The 16726-nt window shown below is 61.6% G+C and carries 10 protein-coding genes; 7 read left to right on the top strand and 3 right to left on the bottom strand.

Translation table 11 applies throughout. The annotated features are described in order from the left end of the window. Window positions 1-114: 114 nt before the first annotated feature. The 7 genes from BN1118_RS14220 (at window position 115) to BN1118_RS14250 (ending at window position 12498) form a co-directional block, all read left to right on the top strand. Window positions 115-1314, top strand: coding sequence for an efflux RND transporter periplasmic adaptor subunit (locus BN1118_RS14220; RefSeq protein ID WP_043556749.1), 1200 nt, complete (start codon window positions 115-117; stop codon window positions 1312-1314). Window positions 1315-1323: 9 nt separating this feature from the next. Next, window positions 1324-4452, top strand: a complete 3129-nt coding sequence (locus BN1118_RS14225) for an efflux RND transporter permease subunit (RefSeq protein ID WP_043556750.1) — start codon at window positions 1324-1326, stop codon at window positions 4450-4452. Between the two features lie 209 nt (window positions 4453-4661). Next, window positions 4662-5114, top strand: a complete 453-nt coding sequence (locus BN1118_RS14230; protein WP_043556752.1) for a hypothetical protein — start codon at window positions 4662-4664, stop codon at window positions 5112-5114. Between the two features lie 322 nt (window positions 5115-5436). Then, window positions 5437-6948, top strand: a complete 1512-nt coding sequence (locus BN1118_RS14235) for an efflux RND transporter periplasmic adaptor subunit (protein WP_043556753.1) — start codon at window positions 5437-5439, stop codon at window positions 6946-6948. A gap of 73 nt (window positions 6949-7021) precedes the next feature. Further along, complete coding sequence (locus BN1118_RS14240; RefSeq protein WP_043556754.1) at window positions 7022-10150, top strand: efflux RND transporter permease subunit; 3129 nt, start codon at window positions 7022-7024, stop codon at window positions 10148-10150. Window positions 10151-10196: 46 nt separating this feature from the next. Beyond that, the gene (locus BN1118_RS14245) at window positions 10197-10553 is read left to right on the top strand and encodes a copper-binding protein (RefSeq protein ID WP_043134287.1); all 357 of its coding nucleotides are present in this window, start codon (window positions 10197-10199) and stop codon (window positions 10551-10553) included. Between the two features lie 409 nt (window positions 10554-10962). Beyond that, a complete protein-coding gene (locus BN1118_RS14250) occupies window positions 10963-12498 on the top strand; it encodes a glycosyl hydrolase family 18 protein (protein ID WP_043556755.1) in 1536 nt (511 codons plus the stop codon). Between the two features lie 224 nt (window positions 12499-12722). Here the strand turns inward: BN1118_RS14250 and BN1118_RS14255 are convergent, their stop codons facing one another. The 3 genes from BN1118_RS14255 to lplA form a co-directional block, all read right to left on the bottom strand. After that, window positions 12723-13514: a hypothetical protein gene (locus BN1118_RS14255; protein WP_043556756.1), complete on the bottom strand. Its 792-nt coding sequence runs from the start codon at window positions 13512-13514 to the stop codon at window positions 12723-12725. Between the two features lie 229 nt (window positions 13515-13743). Beyond that, window positions 13744-15438 (bottom strand): pyridoxal phosphate-dependent decarboxylase family protein, encoded by a 1695-nt coding sequence (locus BN1118_RS14260; RefSeq protein ID WP_043556758.1) that lies wholly within the window; start codon window positions 15436-15438, stop codon window positions 13744-13746. A gap of 176 nt (window positions 15439-15614) precedes the next feature. Then, window positions 15615-16631 (bottom strand): lipoate--protein ligase, encoded by a 1017-nt coding sequence (lplA, locus tag BN1118_RS14265; protein WP_043556761.1) that lies wholly within the window; start codon window positions 16629-16631, stop codon window positions 15615-15617. Between the last annotated feature and the right edge of the window lie 95 nt (window positions 16632-16726).

Consider the following 16726-nt stretch of genomic DNA (forward strand, 5'->3'; position numbering starts at 1 on the left):
CATGAAAAATTGTCAGTAATCCAATGAGTTGAATTTGTAACCATGCTGTTGATGATGTCAGTTCAGAAGAAAGGTGTGCACGGCGATCGCTGTCCATCCAACAGGAGTGTGATGATGAAAGTGCAAAACGTCAGGGAAGCTAGGTTCAAGCGTTGTGGTATTGCCCTGGCACTGGCCAGCCTGTTGACCGCCTGTGGCGACGAGCCGACCGCAGGTGCCCAGGCGCTGCCTCCCGTGCCCGTGGTGGTGGCCGAGGTCAAGCTGACCGATGTGCCCCTGACCGCCGAGATGGTGGGTGAAACCGCCGGTTTTCGCGAGATCGATGTCCGCTCCCGGGTGAGCGGCATACTGCTCAAACGCACCTATGTGGAAGGCCAGCCGGTCAGCGCCGGCCAGGAGCTGTTCCTGATCGACCCCGAGCCCTACAAGGTGGCGCTGGAGCAATCCAGAGGCACACTTGCCCAGGAGCAGGCCCGTCTCAACAAGGCCCGCGCCGATCGGGATCGCATCATCCCCCTGTTCAAACGCCAGGTGGTGAGTCGCAAGGACTATGACGACACCATAGCCAACTACGAGGCCGCCATCGCCAGCCATCAGGCGGCCCAGGCCAAGGTGAAGGAGGCGGATCTCAACCTCAGCTACACCCAGGTCACGGCCCCCATCAACGGCATGGCGAGCAAGAGCTCCCAGTCCGAAGGCAGCCTCATCTCCACCAGCGGCGAAAATGGCCTGCTCACCACCATCACCCAGTTCGACCCGCTCTACGTCAACTTCTCCTACTCGGAGCAGGATCGTCTCAACTTCGAGAACTCGGTGAAAAAGGGATTGATTGAGGCCAAGGATGCCACCAACTGGCGCACCCACATCCGGCTGGCCGACGGCTCCGTCTATCCAGAGGCGGGCAAGCTCAACTTCTCCGACAGCCGGGTCGATCCCCAGACCGGCACCATACGTGCCCGTGCCATTTTCGACAACAAGAAGGGCGCCCTGCTGCCCGGCCAGTTCGTGCGCATGACCATCGATCTGGGGCTGCGCAAGAACGCCATCCTGGTACCGCCGCGCGCCATAGTCCAGTCCCAGGCCGACCGCATGGTGATGGTGGTGGATGCCGACAACAAGGTGGTGCCACGGCCGGTCAAGCTGGGTTCAGTGGTCGACAGCGGCGTGCTGATCGACAGCGGGCTCGCGCCCGGCGAGCGCTACATAGTCGAGGGGTTGATGAAGGCCCGTCCCGGTTCCGTGGTCAAGCCGGTTTCGGCCGCCGAGATGAAGGCCATCAGCGCCAATATGGTCAGCCAGGCCGCGGCCAAGTAAGGAGTTCGTATGTTTTCCAAGTTCTTCATCGAACGCCCCATCTTCGCCAGCGTGATCTCCATCATCATAGTGCTGGCTGGATTGGCGGCGATGCGATCCCTGCCCATAGAGCAGTATCCGCAGATAACGCCGCCCGTGGTGTCGGTGACTGCCTTCTACCCGGGCGCCACCCCCGAGGTGATCTCCCAGACGGTGGCCGCGCCACTGGAGCAGCAGATCAACGGCGTGGAGCGGATGCTCTACATGCAGTCCGGTTCGGCCTCCAACGGCCAGATGAACCTCAACATCTATTTCGAGATCGGTACCGATCCGGATCAGGCCACCATCAACGTCAACAACCGGGTCTCGGCCGCCATGGCCCAGCTGCCGGAAGAGGTCAAAAAGCAGGGGGTGACGGTCAAGAAGAAATCGACCTCGATCCTGCAGGTAGTGACCCTGCAATCCCCGGGCGGCACCTTTGACACCACCTATCTGTCGAACTACGCCCTGCTCAACATCATAGATGAGCTCAAGCGGATTCCCGGGGTCGGCGATACCACATTGTTCGGCGGCACCGACTACGCCATGCGCATCTGGCTGCGGCCGGACCGGCTGGCCCAGCTCGAGCTCACCCCGAGCGACGTGATCGGCGCCATCCGCGAGCAGAACACCCAGTTTGCGGCCGGCAAGATAGGCGCCCAGCCCACCACGGCCCCCATCGACTTCACCTACACGGTGCAGACCAAGGGGCGCCTCGAGGATGTGAAAGAGTTCCAGAACATCATCATCCGCTCCATGCCGGACGGCTCGAAAATCCGGGTCAAGGACGTGGCCCGGGTCGAGCTCGGCGGCAAGGATTACGACCTGCTGGCCAAGGCCAACGGCAAGCCCGCCATCGGCATCGCCACCTACCTGCAACCGGGCGCCAACGCCGTGGCGGTGGCCGATCAGGTACATGCCACCATGCTGCGCCTCAAAGAGCGCTTCCCCCAGGACATCGAGTACCAGATCCCCTACGACACCACAGAGTTCGTGAAGATCTCCATCGAGGAGGTGGTGCACACCCTGTTCGAGGCGATCCTGCTGGTGTTCGTGGTGGTCTACCTCTTCCTGCAGAACTTCCGAGCAACCCTGATCCCCTGCATTGCTGTGCCGGTGTCGCTGATCGGCACCTTTGCCGGCATGCTGGTGCTGGGCTTCTCCATCAACCTGCTGACCCTGTTCGGCATGGTGCTCGCCATCGGTATCGTGGTGGATGACGCCATAGTGGTGCTGGAGAACGTCGAGCGAATAATGCAGGAGAAGAAGTGCTCGCCCAAGGAGGCCGCCATCCTCGCCATGCAGGAGGTGTCGGGCCCCGTCATCGCCATCGTGCTGGTGCTGTGCGCCGTCTTCCTGCCGGTCGCCTTCATGGGCGGCATGACGGGGGTCATGTACAAGCAGTTCGCCATCACGGTCGCCGTGTCGGTAGCCATCTCAGGTCTGGTGGCGCTGACCCTGTCACCGGCCCTGTGCGCCGTGCTGCTGAAAGAGGGTCACCACAAGCCGGCCCGCTTCTTCGTCTGGTTCAACAACGCCTTCGACGGCCTGACCCGTCGCTACGTGCGCGGGGTCGCCTTCCTCAACCGCCGGGTCGGGGTGGCGTTCACCATCATCGCCTTCATCCTGGTCTCCATCTACGGCTTGCTGCTGAAGGTGCCCGGGGAGCTGGTACCGAACGAAGATCAGGGCTACCTGCTCTCCGCCGTCATGCTGCCGGATGCGGCCTCCCTCACCCGCACCCAGGCGGTGGCGAACGACTTCGACCGGATGGCGATGGCCAACCCCAACGTCAAGGACGTCATCACCTTCTCGGGCTTTGACATCCTCTCCAACGCCATCATCAGCAACAGCGGCATCAGCTTCATCACCCTCAAGGACTGGAGCGAGCGCCAGGGCACGGGGCAGGACTCCTTCTCCCTGGCCAAGACCTTCCAGGGCATGAGCCTGATGGGGCTGGCGGATGGCTTCGTCGCCTCCTTCAACCCGCCGCCCATCACAGGCATGTCCACCACAGGCGGGCTTGAGGCCTATCTGCAAAACCGCAGCACCGGCAATGCCCAGGCCTTCTCGGCCGAGGTGCAGCGCTTCCTGGAAGCGGCCAAAGAGCGCCCCGAGTTCGCCAGCGTCACCTCCACCTATCGCGCCAACGTGCCCCAGGTCTATCTCGATCTGGATCGCGAGAAAGCCAAGGCGCTGGGGCTGCCCATCAATGCGGTGTTTGACACCATGCAGGCCACCTTCGGTCAGGTCTATGTCAACGACTTCAACCAGTTCGGCCGTACCTACCGGGTGCAATTGCAGTCCGAGGCGGACTACCGCGCCAAGAAGAGCGACATCCGCAACGTCTATGTCCGCTCCGACAAGGGGGAGATGATACCGCTCAGCAGTCTGGTGACGGTGCGCGATGCCACAGGCCCCGAACTGGTCGAGCGTTTCAACATCTTCCAGGCGGCCAAGATCATGGCGCAACCGGCGCCGGGTTACAGCTCGGGCCAGGCCATAGCCGCGCTGGAGGCCGTGGCCGACGAGTCCCTCGGCAACGACGCCAAGCTGGAGTGGACCGGCTCCGCCTATCAGGAGAAGGCGGCCGCCGGCAGCGCCGGCACCGCGTTCGGCTTCGGCATAGTGATGATCTTCCTCATCCTGGCGGCCCAGTACGAACGCTGGAGCCTGCCGTTTGCGGTGATAACCGCGGTACCGTTCGCCCTGTTCGGCGCCCTGCTGGCCACCTGGCTGGTCGGGCTCACCAACAACGTCTACTTCCAGATAGGGCTGGTGACGCTGGTGGGCCTTGCAGCCAAGAACGCCATCCTGATCGTGGAGTTTGCGGTGATGAAGCACGAGGAGGGAATGAGCCTCATCGAGTCGGCGCTGGAGGCGGCGCGGCTGCGTTTTCGCCCCATCGTCATGACGTCGCTCGCCTTCATCCTCGGCTGTGTGCCGCTGGTGACCTCGAGCGGCGCCGGCGCGGCGAGCCGTCACGCCCTCGGCTGGCCGGTCATCGGCGGCATGCTGGCGGCGACCTTCATCGCCATCTTCTTCATCCCGCTCTTCTTCCGCCTCATCATGAAGCGATCGGAGCGACCCCGCGCCCCCGCGCCCCAGCAGAAACAGTGACACAAGCCCCCGCCGATGCGGGGGCTTTGTTATGCATACGCGGCTCATCTGTCGCCCCCTCCTTGTGCTTCCATCTGCTCCTCCCATCCAGGCACCTCCTCAGGCAAAGCGCCGGCGGGATCACAACCGCGCCGATTGGCTTGTACTCACCTTGACCTTACTCTCAAGGTAAGGTTTACAGTGACCCCAATCATCATCAGGACATGTCCATGCTGTCATCGAGATTGCCCACTGAGCGCATTGCCCGGCTGTTGCTGGCGCTCATGCTCGTCTGCAATCTCACCCTCTGCATCAGCTGGCACGGGGCCAGTCTCATCTCCCCCGCCATGGCGACCGGCAGCGACGACGCAACCATGAGCGCGACCGCCATGCAGGGGCTCGCCTGCCACACAATGGCACCCGATGATGGCGCTCAGGGCGATGCCATGAGCCAGGGGGAGTGCCAGATGCACGGCGGCCTCACCTCGCCAACCGGTGCCGGTCTGCCGCTGCTGGCCGCGCTGCTGACCCTGCTCGTTCTCCCTTTGTTGCTGCTGCCCCATCTGGGGGTCGCCAGCCATCTGTTCGATCACTGGCTGCGAGATCCCTTCCTGCGATCTCGCGGTACTCACCCTCCCTCCTGGCCCCGCCGACATCTGATGCTGTCGGTGTTGCGCCATTAGAAAGCACTTCTCTCGCGTGCTCGCGGCAAGGCTCATTTTGTCGCCTGCGCACGCCCTTGCCTGACCCTGTCACGACTGGCCATGCCAGTCACCACAGGGAGCCGTGCGCGCTGACACAGCTGCGCCCCGTTTGCCGCCCTACCCGTGTGTGCTGCCGTGATAACGACAGCCAGGTGCCACTCTGGCGCACTTGTCATCACGGCAGCCCGGCGGCCTGACAGAAGAGAAGACATATGATGTCATCTGCCCGCATTCCCGGACACAGTGCCAAGCGCTGCGTCGAACCAAGTGCCACCCGCCTCCCGCAGACAGGAGGTGTGCGATGAGCCAGAAACTGCTGGTCGCTGCCCTGCTGCTCGCCCTCGGGGCCGGTGGCGGCTACTGGGTAGCCAAACAGACGACCGACGGCGCCAGCGCCAAAGAGAAGACGCCGCTCTACTGGGTCAACCCCATGGATCCCCGCGACAAGCGCGATGCCCCCGCCAAGGACAACATGGGGATGGACTTCATCCCCGTCTATGAGGAGAAACAGGGTGGCTCGCCCGGCACCATCACCATCAGCCCCGAGATCCAGCAGAACCTGGGAGTGCGGCTGGCCAAGGTAGAGAGGCTGCCCATCCACCAGCAGATCGAGACCGTGGGTTACGTCGGCTATGACGAAGACAGGCTGGAGGCGGTCAACGCCCGCATGGCGGGCTGGATCCGCACCCTCGCCATCAAGAGCGAGGGGCAGAGGGTGACCAAGGGAAGCCTGATTTATGAGCTCTACGCCCCGGATCTGGTCAACGCCCAGCACGAATACCTGCTGGCGCTCAACACCGCCAACCCGCTGCTGCTGCGCGCCGCCGAGGGCAAGCTCAAGTCCCTGCAGGTACCGGCGGACCAGATAGCCGCCCTCAAGCGCAGCCGCCAGGTGCGTGAAACCATCAGTATTTATGCCCCCAGCAGCGGTTATGTGTCGGAGCTGAAGGTGCGCGAGGGCCAGTACGTGGAGCCCGCCGCCGCCCTGTTCAACATCAGCACCCTGCAGCAGGTGTGGGTGAGCGCCGAGGTGTTCGAACGCCAGGCAGCCCAGCTGAAGGTGGGCGATCCGGTCACCATGACCCTGGATTACGCCCCCGGTCGCAGCTGGCAGGGCCGGGTGGATTACCTCTATCCGACGCTCGATGCCGCCACCCGCACCCTCAAGGTACGGCTGCGCTTTGACAACCCGGACGAGTTCCTGAAACCCAACATGTTCGCCAAGGTGAGCATCCGCACCGGCAAGGGGGAACCCCAAATGGTGGTACCGAGCGAAGCCGTGATCCGCACCGGCAACCAGAACCGGCTGGTACTGGCGCTGGGAGATGGCAGCTTCAAGTCGGTGGCCGTCACCCTGGGCGCCCAGTTTGGTGACAAGGTCGCCATCGAGGAGGGGGTGGAAACGGGTGACAGCATAGTCAGCTCGGCCCAGTTCCTGCTCGACTCCGAATCGGCCATCGACTCGGACTTCCAGCGCATGACAGCGGTGCGTCCCACCCAGGTGTGGACCCAGGGCGAGGTGCAGGGGATCACTCTTGCCAACCGCACCCTGACGGTCTCCCACCAACCCATCCCCGAGTGGCAGTGGCCCGCCATGGAGATGGAGTTCACCGTGGCGGACGGCGTCGACATGACCAAACTCGCATCGGGTCAGACCCTGCATCTGCAGGTGGAACAGCAGGGGGACGAGTACCGCATCACCAACATCCATATCGAGGATGCCCCCGCCAACAGCGCCGCGCCTGCCAACGATGACATGACGGACATGGAAGGCATGGACCATAGCCAGCATGATATGGGAGCCAAGCCATGATCCCTTCCATCATTCGCTGCGTTGCTGACAACCAAGCTCCGCTCTCTGCGCAACATGAGCAAGGAGCCAGATCATGATCCCCTCGATTATTCGCTGGTCCGTGGGCAACCGCTTTCTGGTGCTGCTGCTGACCCTGATGCTCACCGCCTGGGGGCTCTGGTCGGTCAAACAGACCCCGGTAGACGCCCTGCCGGATCTCTCCGACGTGCAGGTGATCATCAAGACCTCCTACCCGGGCCAGGCACCCCAGGTGGTGGAGGATCAGGTCACCTACCCGCTCACCACCGCCATGCTGGCGGTGCCGGGCTCCACCACGGTACGCGGCTACTCCTTCTTCGGCGACTCCTTCGTCTACGTGCTGTTTGACGACAACACGGATCTCTACTGGGCCCGCGCCCGGGTGCTGGAGTATCTGAGCCAGGTCGCCCCCAATCTGCCGCCCGAGGCGAAACCCCAGCTGGGTCCCGATGCCACCGGGGTGGGCTGGGTCTACCAGTACGCCCTGGTGGACAGAAGCGGCAAGCACGATCTCAGCCAGCTCACCTCGTTGCAGAACTGGTTCCTGAAATACGAGCTGCAGACCGTCAACGGCGTCTCCGAAGTCGCCACCGTCGGCGGCATGGTGCGCCAGTATCAGGTGCGGGTCGATCCGGACAAGCTGCGTGCCTACGGCATCCCCCTCTCCCTCATCCAGACCGCCATAGAGCAGGGCAACCAGGAGACAGGCGCCTCCGTCATCGAGATGGCGGAAGCGGAATACATGGTGCGCTCCAACGGCTATCTGAAGAGCGTCGAAGACCTCAAGCAGATCCCGCTCGGCACCCAGGTCAGGGGCGCTCCCCTGCTGCTCGGCGATGTGGCGGATGTGGTCACGGGCCCCCAGAGCCGGCGCGGCATCGCCGAGCTCAACGGCGAAGGGGAAGTGGTGGGCGGCATCATAGTCATGCGCTACGGCGAGAATGCCCAGCACACCATAGACGGGGTCAAGGCGCGGCTGGCGGAGCTGAAGAGCAGCCTACCGGAGGGGGTGGAGATAGTCACCGTCTACGACAGATCCGATCTTATCCAGCGCGCCATCGACAACCTCTCCGGCAAGCTGCTGGAGGAGTTCGCCGTGGTGGTACTGGTCTGTCTGGCCTTCCTGTTCCACCTGCGCTCGTCCCTGGTGGTGGTCATCACCTTGCCCATCGCCATCCTGACCGCCTTCATCGTCATGCACCTGCAAGGGATCAACGCCAACATCATGTCCCTTGGCGGCATCGCCATCGCCATCGGTGCCATGGTGGACGGCGCCATAGTGATGATCGAAAACGTGCACAAGCACATGGAGCGGGAGGCATTAACGGACAAGAACCGCTGGCGCATCATCACGGAGGCAAGCATCGAAGTGGGGCCTGCCATCTTCTTCTCCCTGCTCATCATCACCATGAGCTTCCTGCCGGTGTTTGCGCTGGAGGCGCAGGAGGGACGCATGTTCCATCCGCTGGCCTACACCAAGACCTACGCCATGGCGGCGGCGGCCGGGCTCTCCATCACGCTGGTGCCGGTGATCATGGGGTATTTCATCCGTGGCAGTGTGCTGGCCGAACAGGCCAACCCCCTCAACCGTGGCTTGAGCCAGGCCTATATCCCGCTGCTCAAAGCCGTGCTGGCGCACCCCAAGACCACGCTGGCCGCCGCACTGCTGGTGACGGTGGCGGGCTTCTGGCCACTCCAGTATCTGGGCTCGGAGTTCATACCGCCGCTCGATGAGGGGGACATAATGTACATGCCCACCACGGCGGCCAACATCTCGGTGGGCAAGGCGCGGGAAATATTGCAGCAGACCGACAAGCTCATTCGTACCGTGCCCGAGGTGCAGAACGTGTTTGGCAAGGCGGGGCGCGCCGATTCGGCCACAGACCCCGCCGACCTGGTAATGATGGAGACCAGCATACAGCTCAAGTCCCGCGACCAGTGGCGCCCCGGCATGACGCCGGAGAAGCTGAAAGAGGAGCTAGACTCCCTGATTCGCTTCCCCGGCCTCACCAACGCCTGGGTGCCTCCCATCAAGACCCGCATCGACATGCTGGCCACCGGCATCAAGACCCCGGTCGGCATCAAGATAGCCGGGCCCGATCTCAAGGTGATCCAGCAAGTCGGCCAGCAGCTCGAGCAGATCGTCGGCAAGGTGGCGGGGGCAGCCTCCGTCTACGCCGAACGGGTGGCCGGTGGCCGCTACGTCAAGGTGGATATAGACCGGCTCAATGCCGCCCGTTATGGCCTCAACATCGCCGACGTGCAGGCGGTGCTCGCCACCGCAGTGGGCGGCATGGACGTGGGCCAGACCATCGAGGGGCGCGAGCGCTACCCCATCAACCTGCGCTATCCCCAGAGCTATCGCGACTCAGTAGCCAGCCTGGAACTGCTGCCGCTGATCACCCCGAGCGGTGCGCGCATCGCGCTGGCGGACGTGGCCCGCGTCTACATCAGTGACGAGGCCCCCATGCTGCGCAGCGAAAACGCGCGCCTGAACGGCTGGGTCTACGTGGATATTCGCGGTCGCGACATCGGCACCTTCGTCGCAGAGGCCAAGGCCGAGGTGGCCAAGCAGCTGGTACTGCCGGCGGGCTACGCCCTCACCTGGTCGGGTCAGTACGAATACATGGAGCGGGCCAAGGCGCGCCTCGCCTACGTGGTGCCGTTAACCATCGCCATTATCGTGCTGCTGCTCTATCTGGCGTTTCGCCGCATGCAGGAGGTGTTGCTCATTCTCACCACGCTGCCACTGGCCGTGGTGGGCGGGATCTGGACCATCTGGCTGCTGGATTTCAACCTCTCGGTGGCGGTGGGAGTGGGCTTTATCGCCCTGGCCGGGGTGGCGGTGGAGACGGGCGTGCTGATGCTGGTCTACCTCAACCACGCCTGGGATGACCTGGTAGCCAAGGGCAAACCGGACAAGGCGGGCCTGCACCAGGCCGTGATCCACGGCGCCGCCCTGCGCCTGCGCCCCAAGATGATGACTGTGGTGACCATCATCGCGGGTCTCTTGCCCATCATGTGGAGCCAGGGCACGGGCTCGGAGGTGATGCAGCGCATCGCCGCCCCCATGATAGGCGGCATGGTGAGCGCGCTGGTGCTGACCCTGCTGGTGCTGCCCGCCGCCTACTACCTGTGGCGCAGCCGAAGCCTTGGCAAGGCCGCGCACCAGGCAGCCGAATAACCCGAACTTACAACCGATTTTGAATAAACGACTGAAGGAAAACATCATGAATTACAAGACGCTGACCCTGACATTGCTGCTTGGCCTCGCCTCTCTCCAGGCCCGGGCCGAAATGACCATGAGCCACGAGGGACACGATATGGCCCAGATGGAGGGGACGGATATGCAGGCGATGGGAGAGAGCGTGATGACCAAGGGGGTCATCAGCCGTATAGATGAGGCCAGCGGCAAGGTGGGGATCAAACACGAGGCCATCGACAACCTCAAGATGCCCCCCATGACAATGGTGTTCCTGCTGGCCGATCCCGCCCTGACCAAGGGGCTCAAGGTGGGGGATGCGGTGCGCTTTCACGCCGAAAACCCGGCCGGCAAGCTGACGGTCACCCAGTTGCAGAAGCGGTAAAACAACCGACGTGAAACTGGAATATGGAAGGCGGACACCCTCCGCCTTTCATATTCCCTTTCTTTATTCTTGATGCACCCCAACCGGATTATGGTCAAACATCCAAATATAATTCAACAAAGACCTCGGCAAGCAGGCTGGATATATAACTACGAGCAGTTATTTGCATTTAAAACAATGATGAAACACTGACAACAAAGTTAATAAAACAAGCTTGACAGCCATTCAGTTTATATTCAGCAAAAAACAGTCATCTCACCTTATTATCAGGGCTCCTTATTCATAACCGGAGTCACATCAGACCAATAAAATATACCACCGATAATGTCATCCAAGATAACCCTGTATGAGAGCAAGGATGTTGCTTTCGGCTCTACTGCGCTCTTGTAGAGATCAATAAGGATATTATATGAAACATCACCCCCTGTTCGGCGCGATCCCGCTGCTGTTTGCCAGCGGCGCCATGGCCCAAACGCCGGAAATAACCGCCTACTATCTGAGTGGCTCGGATGCTCCAGCCAATACCCCTGGTTACTATGCGTCACTGGACAATCTGGAAACCTTGAGCAATCAGGTGGCCAGTCAAAAGAGCAATTTCAACAAGCTGGTACTGTCATTTGTCCAACCCAGCCTGGTCAATTACACGCAAAATGATTTGGCCTGCACCGGATTGTTTGGATATATCTGCGATACCACAACCCAAAACAATCTGGCTGATAATAATAAATCCATCGCCGACTTTTCCCAGCTCAGGGATATTATCAACACCTTCAAACTCCATGGCGTCGAGACCTATATTGCCGTCGGGGGCTGGAACTTCAGCTGCATCCCGGAATACTACGATGTCACGGCGGGCAAGGTGGATGCCTGTGGCCCGGCCGGAGAGCAATACGACTCCTTCCCCAACCCGGGCCCCCGCAACCGCTTCGACAACCTGATATCCGGCCAGGCTGCGGATCAGGCGTATCGCAACGTGGTGCAGCTGGCCAATGACCTCGGCGTGGCAGGCATTGATCTGGACTACGAGGAGTTCTGGCACGCGGATCTCAACGCCTACAGCTGGCGGCTGACGCCGGATTCGGTGCAGCCGCCGGCCAGCAATGTGGAATACCTGGACACGGCTACCCTGATGAGCAGAGGCAAGGGAGTGCGGGTCTACAACGACAGCATGCAACTCAATCCCGCCGAGCAGCCCTATCCCAGGATCATGCCGGACACGGTCGACAAGTTTGCGGCCATCATGCGCTCCCTCTACCAGGCCATAGATGCCATCAACCCCGAGCTGGCACTGAGCACGGCGGCCCCCGCAACCGGCGGTATCCCAAACATGTCGGCCAACTGGGGCAGCAATGCCTATACCAGCAATACCTATGGTGGTGCCTGGTGGGGCGGTAATTTATATGGCCTGATTTACAATACCGCGCTGCAATATCCGGATCTGGTCGATCGGCTCAGCACCATTGGCATAATGTCATATGACCTGAGCGAAACTGACTGTGGGGGCGACACCAATATTCCGTGCGATCTGGCAGGACAGGTTGATTATTATTACGGGGCCTTCTTCAGCTGGCTGAAATCCGGTGACACCATACGACCTGGGCACGCAGTGGTAAAAGGATCGCCGAGTTATGCCAGCGCCGCCATTCAACCGCAAAAATTGCTGATAAGTCCAGCCATCACGGTCGGATTTGAAGTTGGCAGACCGGCGACAGGCAATTTATTGCTGAGCAAGGATCTCCTCACGGATATCGCCACGCGCACGGCCAGATATTCACCATCCGGCATGATCATGTGGGATCTGTATAAAGACAAACGCCATGATGAACCTATGGGCGGCTGGGATCCTGCATGGGCCCGTCCCAATGATGTGTTGACCGCAACCTGTCATATCATGGGATTAAGTGGCGAACAATATGATTGCGCCAGTACGGTGCCGACTCCCTGAACCCATCACCTTCAATATACCTTGATCACATCATGCCGGTGCACCTTGCACCGGCATGTCTCTATTACGCCGCACTAATTACGCCACATTCGGGCACAAGCCGATATTATCCAGGCCGGTGTGAGCCCGCAGAGGCAATCCATCTGATGCCTTGGCGCTTCGCCCGTCATGATGACAAACAGGCCGGGCCCCTGACCCGGCTTGCATTGCGCCATCAGCGCGGCTCACCCGTTCGGATAAGCCTGGGCTATGTTGGCCTGCGCCACCCCCATCAGCTGGGCCGAGATGTCCTGCAGCACATAGAGGTCGCGGCGACGGGTCCAGGGTTGATCGGATTGCTCGTCATACCAGACGGGCAGTTCGATCCCCTCCGGGGCATGGCTCGCCACCTTGCGGGCACGGCAGGTGATGATGCAGCGTTTGACGTGGTCGCGGTGACCTATAACGGCCGCCATGCCGAGGCTGGCCGGGTCTTGATCCTGGGTGTGCTCCTCAATAATCTTTTTAACCACATCATCCGTGCTCAGATAGATAAGCTTGCCAGCGTCATCCCAGTAAGGCTCGATGGAGATGATATCCGTGGTTGGAATATCCCCATAAGCTTTAGAGTCCAGGAAGCGGGCTATCTCCCACTGCACATACATGGGTACCGGCTTTTGCCGATAGAGGGCGGCGCAACAGGCGGCCAGGGCCTCGTTCATCGGGCCGGGTTCGGCCAGCTCATCCGGGTTGCCCGAGGCGTTGGGGCGGTTGCCAAAGGCAAAGGCTATTACGCAGTTGACGCTGTCGATGACGACCCGGGACGGGGTCATGTTGAAACAGGCCTCCTCGATGAAGGGGGCCAGCCGGCGGGCCGTCTGCTCGTCGTGCAATTCGGCGCTCAGCCGGTCTGTCAGGGTGGTGCTAAAGTCGACCGGGCTCCCTTCGCTGTCGTTGCTGCTGTTGCACCCGGCCAGGGTGGCGACCAGTGGGGCACTCAACAATCCCAGGGTGACTCTGCGTCTGTGCTTGTCCATAACGGCTCCTTTTGTTGATATCCAAGGCTGAAAGTCAGCCCGTTGGAGTCCATACCGTACGGAAAAAACAGGGCGAGAAAAGTCAGAAAGGGATGCAGAGGGGCGTAACGTGCAGAGCTTCACATTTCCCGGGGGATTCGCAAGCAATCCCTTTTGATTCAATTGATTGACGTATCAAAAAAGCAGGGCGCAGGGGGAAACCCGCCTGCGCCCCGTCATTCATCCGCCATCAGCCGCGAATGTGCGCGATGAAGGCATCGATCTGCTCACGACCGCAGGCGGGGTTCATAAAGACCGCCTTCTCCCCTGCGATATAGGAGTATTTGCCGCGGGCATCGTAGTCGGAGTGGGCTATGGCCTCCACCCAGTTGGTGTAGAGCCCCACCTTGCCGCGCCCGGTAAAGAGGCCGCGGTGATAGTCGGTGTTGCGCTGCAAGCGCGCCTTGTAGGCCGCATCCGGGCTGCGTGCCAGCTCGAAGGCGAACTCGGCGTCCGGATCCTGCACCCACTCGGGGTTGTAGATCTTGAAGCCCACGCTCGGCCCCTGATTCTCCTGGGCCACCAGCTTGACGTTGCCAAGCTGGCTTAACCGGAAGCGGAAGTAGTTGGCATTTTGCAGGCAGTGGGCCAGCACGGTGCGATAACCCTCGACCCCCAGGTAGTTAAGCGCCGCATAGGCACCGAACAGGCCGCTGGCGCCACGGGAACACTCTATGGTGGACTGCAGGTGGGTCTGGCCCTGAATGTCCCGCTCAAAATAGGAGAAGTTCTCCGGGTCGTTCTCCATCGCCTTGAGATCGTCCTGCTCCTTGATCATCACCAGGCTGGAGGTGTAGGGCACATAGCCCCACTTCTGGAAATCGACGGTGAAGGAGTCGGCGTATTTCAGCTCGGCGAAGCGGGCCACGTTGCGCTCGATCCCCGCCAGGGTAGCGCCGTTGATGGCGAGCGGGTTGGCGCCAAAGTCGTAATCCAGGAAGAAAATCATCGACCAGCCGATGGCTGCATCCACGTGGATGTGCGGCTTGACCGACACCTCGAACCGCTCGCAGAGGCGATCCCGCAGCTCGACCACGGGTTTGACCTGGTCCACCCCGAAGGTGTCCGTGGTCCCCATGGTGAGCATGATGGTGGGCACCACATGTTTGAGGGCAAAACAGGCGGTCAGGGTGCGCTCCAGATGATCGAGATCGATGTCGTTGTTCTCGCCGACCTGGATGCGGATGGTCTTGTTCTCTATGTCGACCCCGAGCAGGGAGAGGTTGGTGATGTTGGAGTAGTGGCCGCCCTGGGAGTTGATGATGCGGTAGTCCTGATAGTGGCCCAGCCCCTTGTGCTTGGCCTGGGGCAAGCTCTTGCGAATGCCGAGCAGGTAGCCGTAGAGGTTACAGAAGGTCCCCCCCTGGGTGAAGATGCCGGTAGCGCGGGCCGGATCATAGCCCGCCAGCAGGGCTATCTGGCGCACCACCTTCTTCTCCAGCTCCTCGGCCACCCCGGCATACTCGGAGTAGACCAGGTTGGGGTTGGCCAATATGCCCATCTGGGCGCCGTAGATGGCGGGATCCGCCGACATTGTGATGACGTTCTCGACGCTGGAGGGGTTCTCCCAGTCTTTCGACAGGGCGCCGGCAAACAGCAGCTCGGTCATGGGCTCGCCCGGAGTGCGCATCTGTGCGGGCACCGGCATGGTCTCGCAGAGATCGGCGAGGCGGGCGCGGCCATCTGGCCAGGCGTTCAGGCGGGCATCCGGCGCCAGGCCACGGGCGCGAAACTCGTTGAGGGTGGCGAAACCGGGCTCGCGAAACACCGGCCAGAGATCGGGATTGCGCGAGAAAAAGTTGGCTTTGACTGTGGCGAAACGGGCGGAGAAATCGGGGTGGACGGCGTTGACGTCTTCATCTTTCAGATAAACTAAGTCACTCATTTTTATACCATTAGTACAGCAAGTGTGCTGCCCTTATACCCCTGAGCCGCTGTTTGAAACAGCGACAATATCTAATGGCCTCCCCTACTTTTTGTCATGATGAGCCGTGGCGTGGGCTGGCAAAAAGGCGCCTTTTGGGCGCCTCTTTTGATTTCGTGATCGGACAGGAAAAAACTTCAGCGCAGTGCGGCCAGCAACCAGCGGGAGAGCTCGTCCAGCTCGGCTTGCTGGGCCGGGAAATCGGCCCGCAGTTGCGACAGCCCCGCCGCTATGGCCTCGCGGCGATAGGCGAGGCCAACCAGCCGTTCGGCCAGCGCATCCAGCGGCGCCGGATCCAGGCTGTCGCTGAAGATCTGCGCCCGGCCTATGACCCCCTTCTCCACATCGAAATGGAGCTCGACCCCGCCCCAGCCGAAGCGCTCGTCCAGCTGATGGCTGAACGCAAGCGCATGGCCGAAGTTCCACTCCCAGCTGCGCTGGCGGGCGAAGGTGTCGGCAAAGCCGGGCAGGTCGGGCAGTTGGCTCGGAGAGATGTGCTCGGGCAGAACCTGCTCGCCGTAATGGGCAAAGAAGGCCTCGCAGAGAGCGTGGCTCAGCTGGTTGTGGTCAATGCCGGGCAGCAGCTCGCACAGGTTGGCCACCCGGCTGCGCACCGAGCTGATGCCCTTGGCCGCCAGCTTCTTGGGGTCGGGATTGAGGTAGTTGGCGAGCCGGCCCAGGTCGGCATCCAGCAGCAGGGTGCCATGATGAAAGCCGCGATCCTGGGTCTCCCGATAGGCCGAGCCCGACACCTTGCGATCCCCGTCCGGGGTCGCCACCAGCAGGTCGTTGCGCCCGGAGGCGAAGGCGCTCACCCCGAGCCGCTTGAGCGCATCCAGCACTATGGCGGTGGAGATGCTCTTGTCATAGCCGGGCTTGCCCGCCATGAAGGTGAAGCAGCTGTTGCCAAGGTCGTGAAACACGGCGCCGCCGCCGCTGCTGCGCCGGGCCAGGGTCACCCCATCCTCTTCCATGCGACGGGTGTTGCACTCCTTCCAGGGGTTCTGGGCGCGGCCAATCACTACCGTATTGGCGTTGCGCCACAGGAAGAGCACCCGCTGGTTCGGGTCCATCTGGCGAAAGATGCACTCCTCCACCGCCAGGTTGAACAGGGGATCGTGAGAGTCGGACAACAACAGACGCAATCGGGACATGAGAGAGCCTCAACGAGAAGGAAGAGCCGCTATCATACCACCGCTGGCGACTGGATTTGGGCCCTTGCCGGCTGGGCTCCATCGTTACCGATTAA

Source organism: Aeromonas bestiarum (assembly GCF_000819745.1).
In the GTDB taxonomy this organism is placed as follows: domain Bacteria; phylum Pseudomonadota; class Gammaproteobacteria; order Enterobacterales; family Aeromonadaceae; genus Aeromonas; species Aeromonas bestiarum.

Bases quoted from the DNA above. Each gene is read 5' to 3' on its own strand.
- BN1118_RS14230 (WP_043556752.1), top strand. From the start codon at position 4,662: ATGCTGTCATCGAGATTGCCCACTGAGCGCATTGCCCGGCTGTTGCTG.
- BN1118_RS14225 (WP_043556750.1), top strand. From the start codon at position 1,324: ATGTTTTCCAAGTTCTTCATCGAACGCCCCATCTTCGCCAGCGTGATC.
- lplA (WP_043556761.1), bottom strand. From the start codon at position 16,631: ATGTCCCGATTGCGTCTGTTGTTGTCCGACTCTCACGATCCCCTGTTC.
- BN1118_RS14260 (WP_043556758.1), bottom strand. From the start codon at position 15,438: ATGAGTGACTTAGTTTATCTGAAAGATGAAGACGTCAACGCCGTCCAC.
- BN1118_RS14245 (WP_043134287.1), top strand. From the start codon at position 10,197: ATGAATTACAAGACGCTGACCCTGACATTGCTGCTTGGCCTCGCCTCT.
- BN1118_RS14255 (WP_043556756.1), bottom strand. From the start codon at position 13,514: ATGGACAAGCACAGACGCAGAGTCACCCTGGGATTGTTGAGTGCCCCA.
- BN1118_RS14235 (WP_043556753.1), top strand. From the start codon at position 5,437: ATGAGCCAGAAACTGCTGGTCGCTGCCCTGCTGCTCGCCCTCGGGGCC.
- BN1118_RS14240 (WP_043556754.1), top strand. From the start codon at position 7,022: ATGATCCCCTCGATTATTCGCTGGTCCGTGGGCAACCGCTTTCTGGTG.
- BN1118_RS14250 (WP_043556755.1), top strand. From the start codon at position 10,963: ATGAAACATCACCCCCTGTTCGGCGCGATCCCGCTGCTGTTTGCCAGC.
- BN1118_RS14220 (WP_043556749.1), top strand. From the start codon at position 115: ATGAAAGTGCAAAACGTCAGGGAAGCTAGGTTCAAGCGTTGTGGTATT.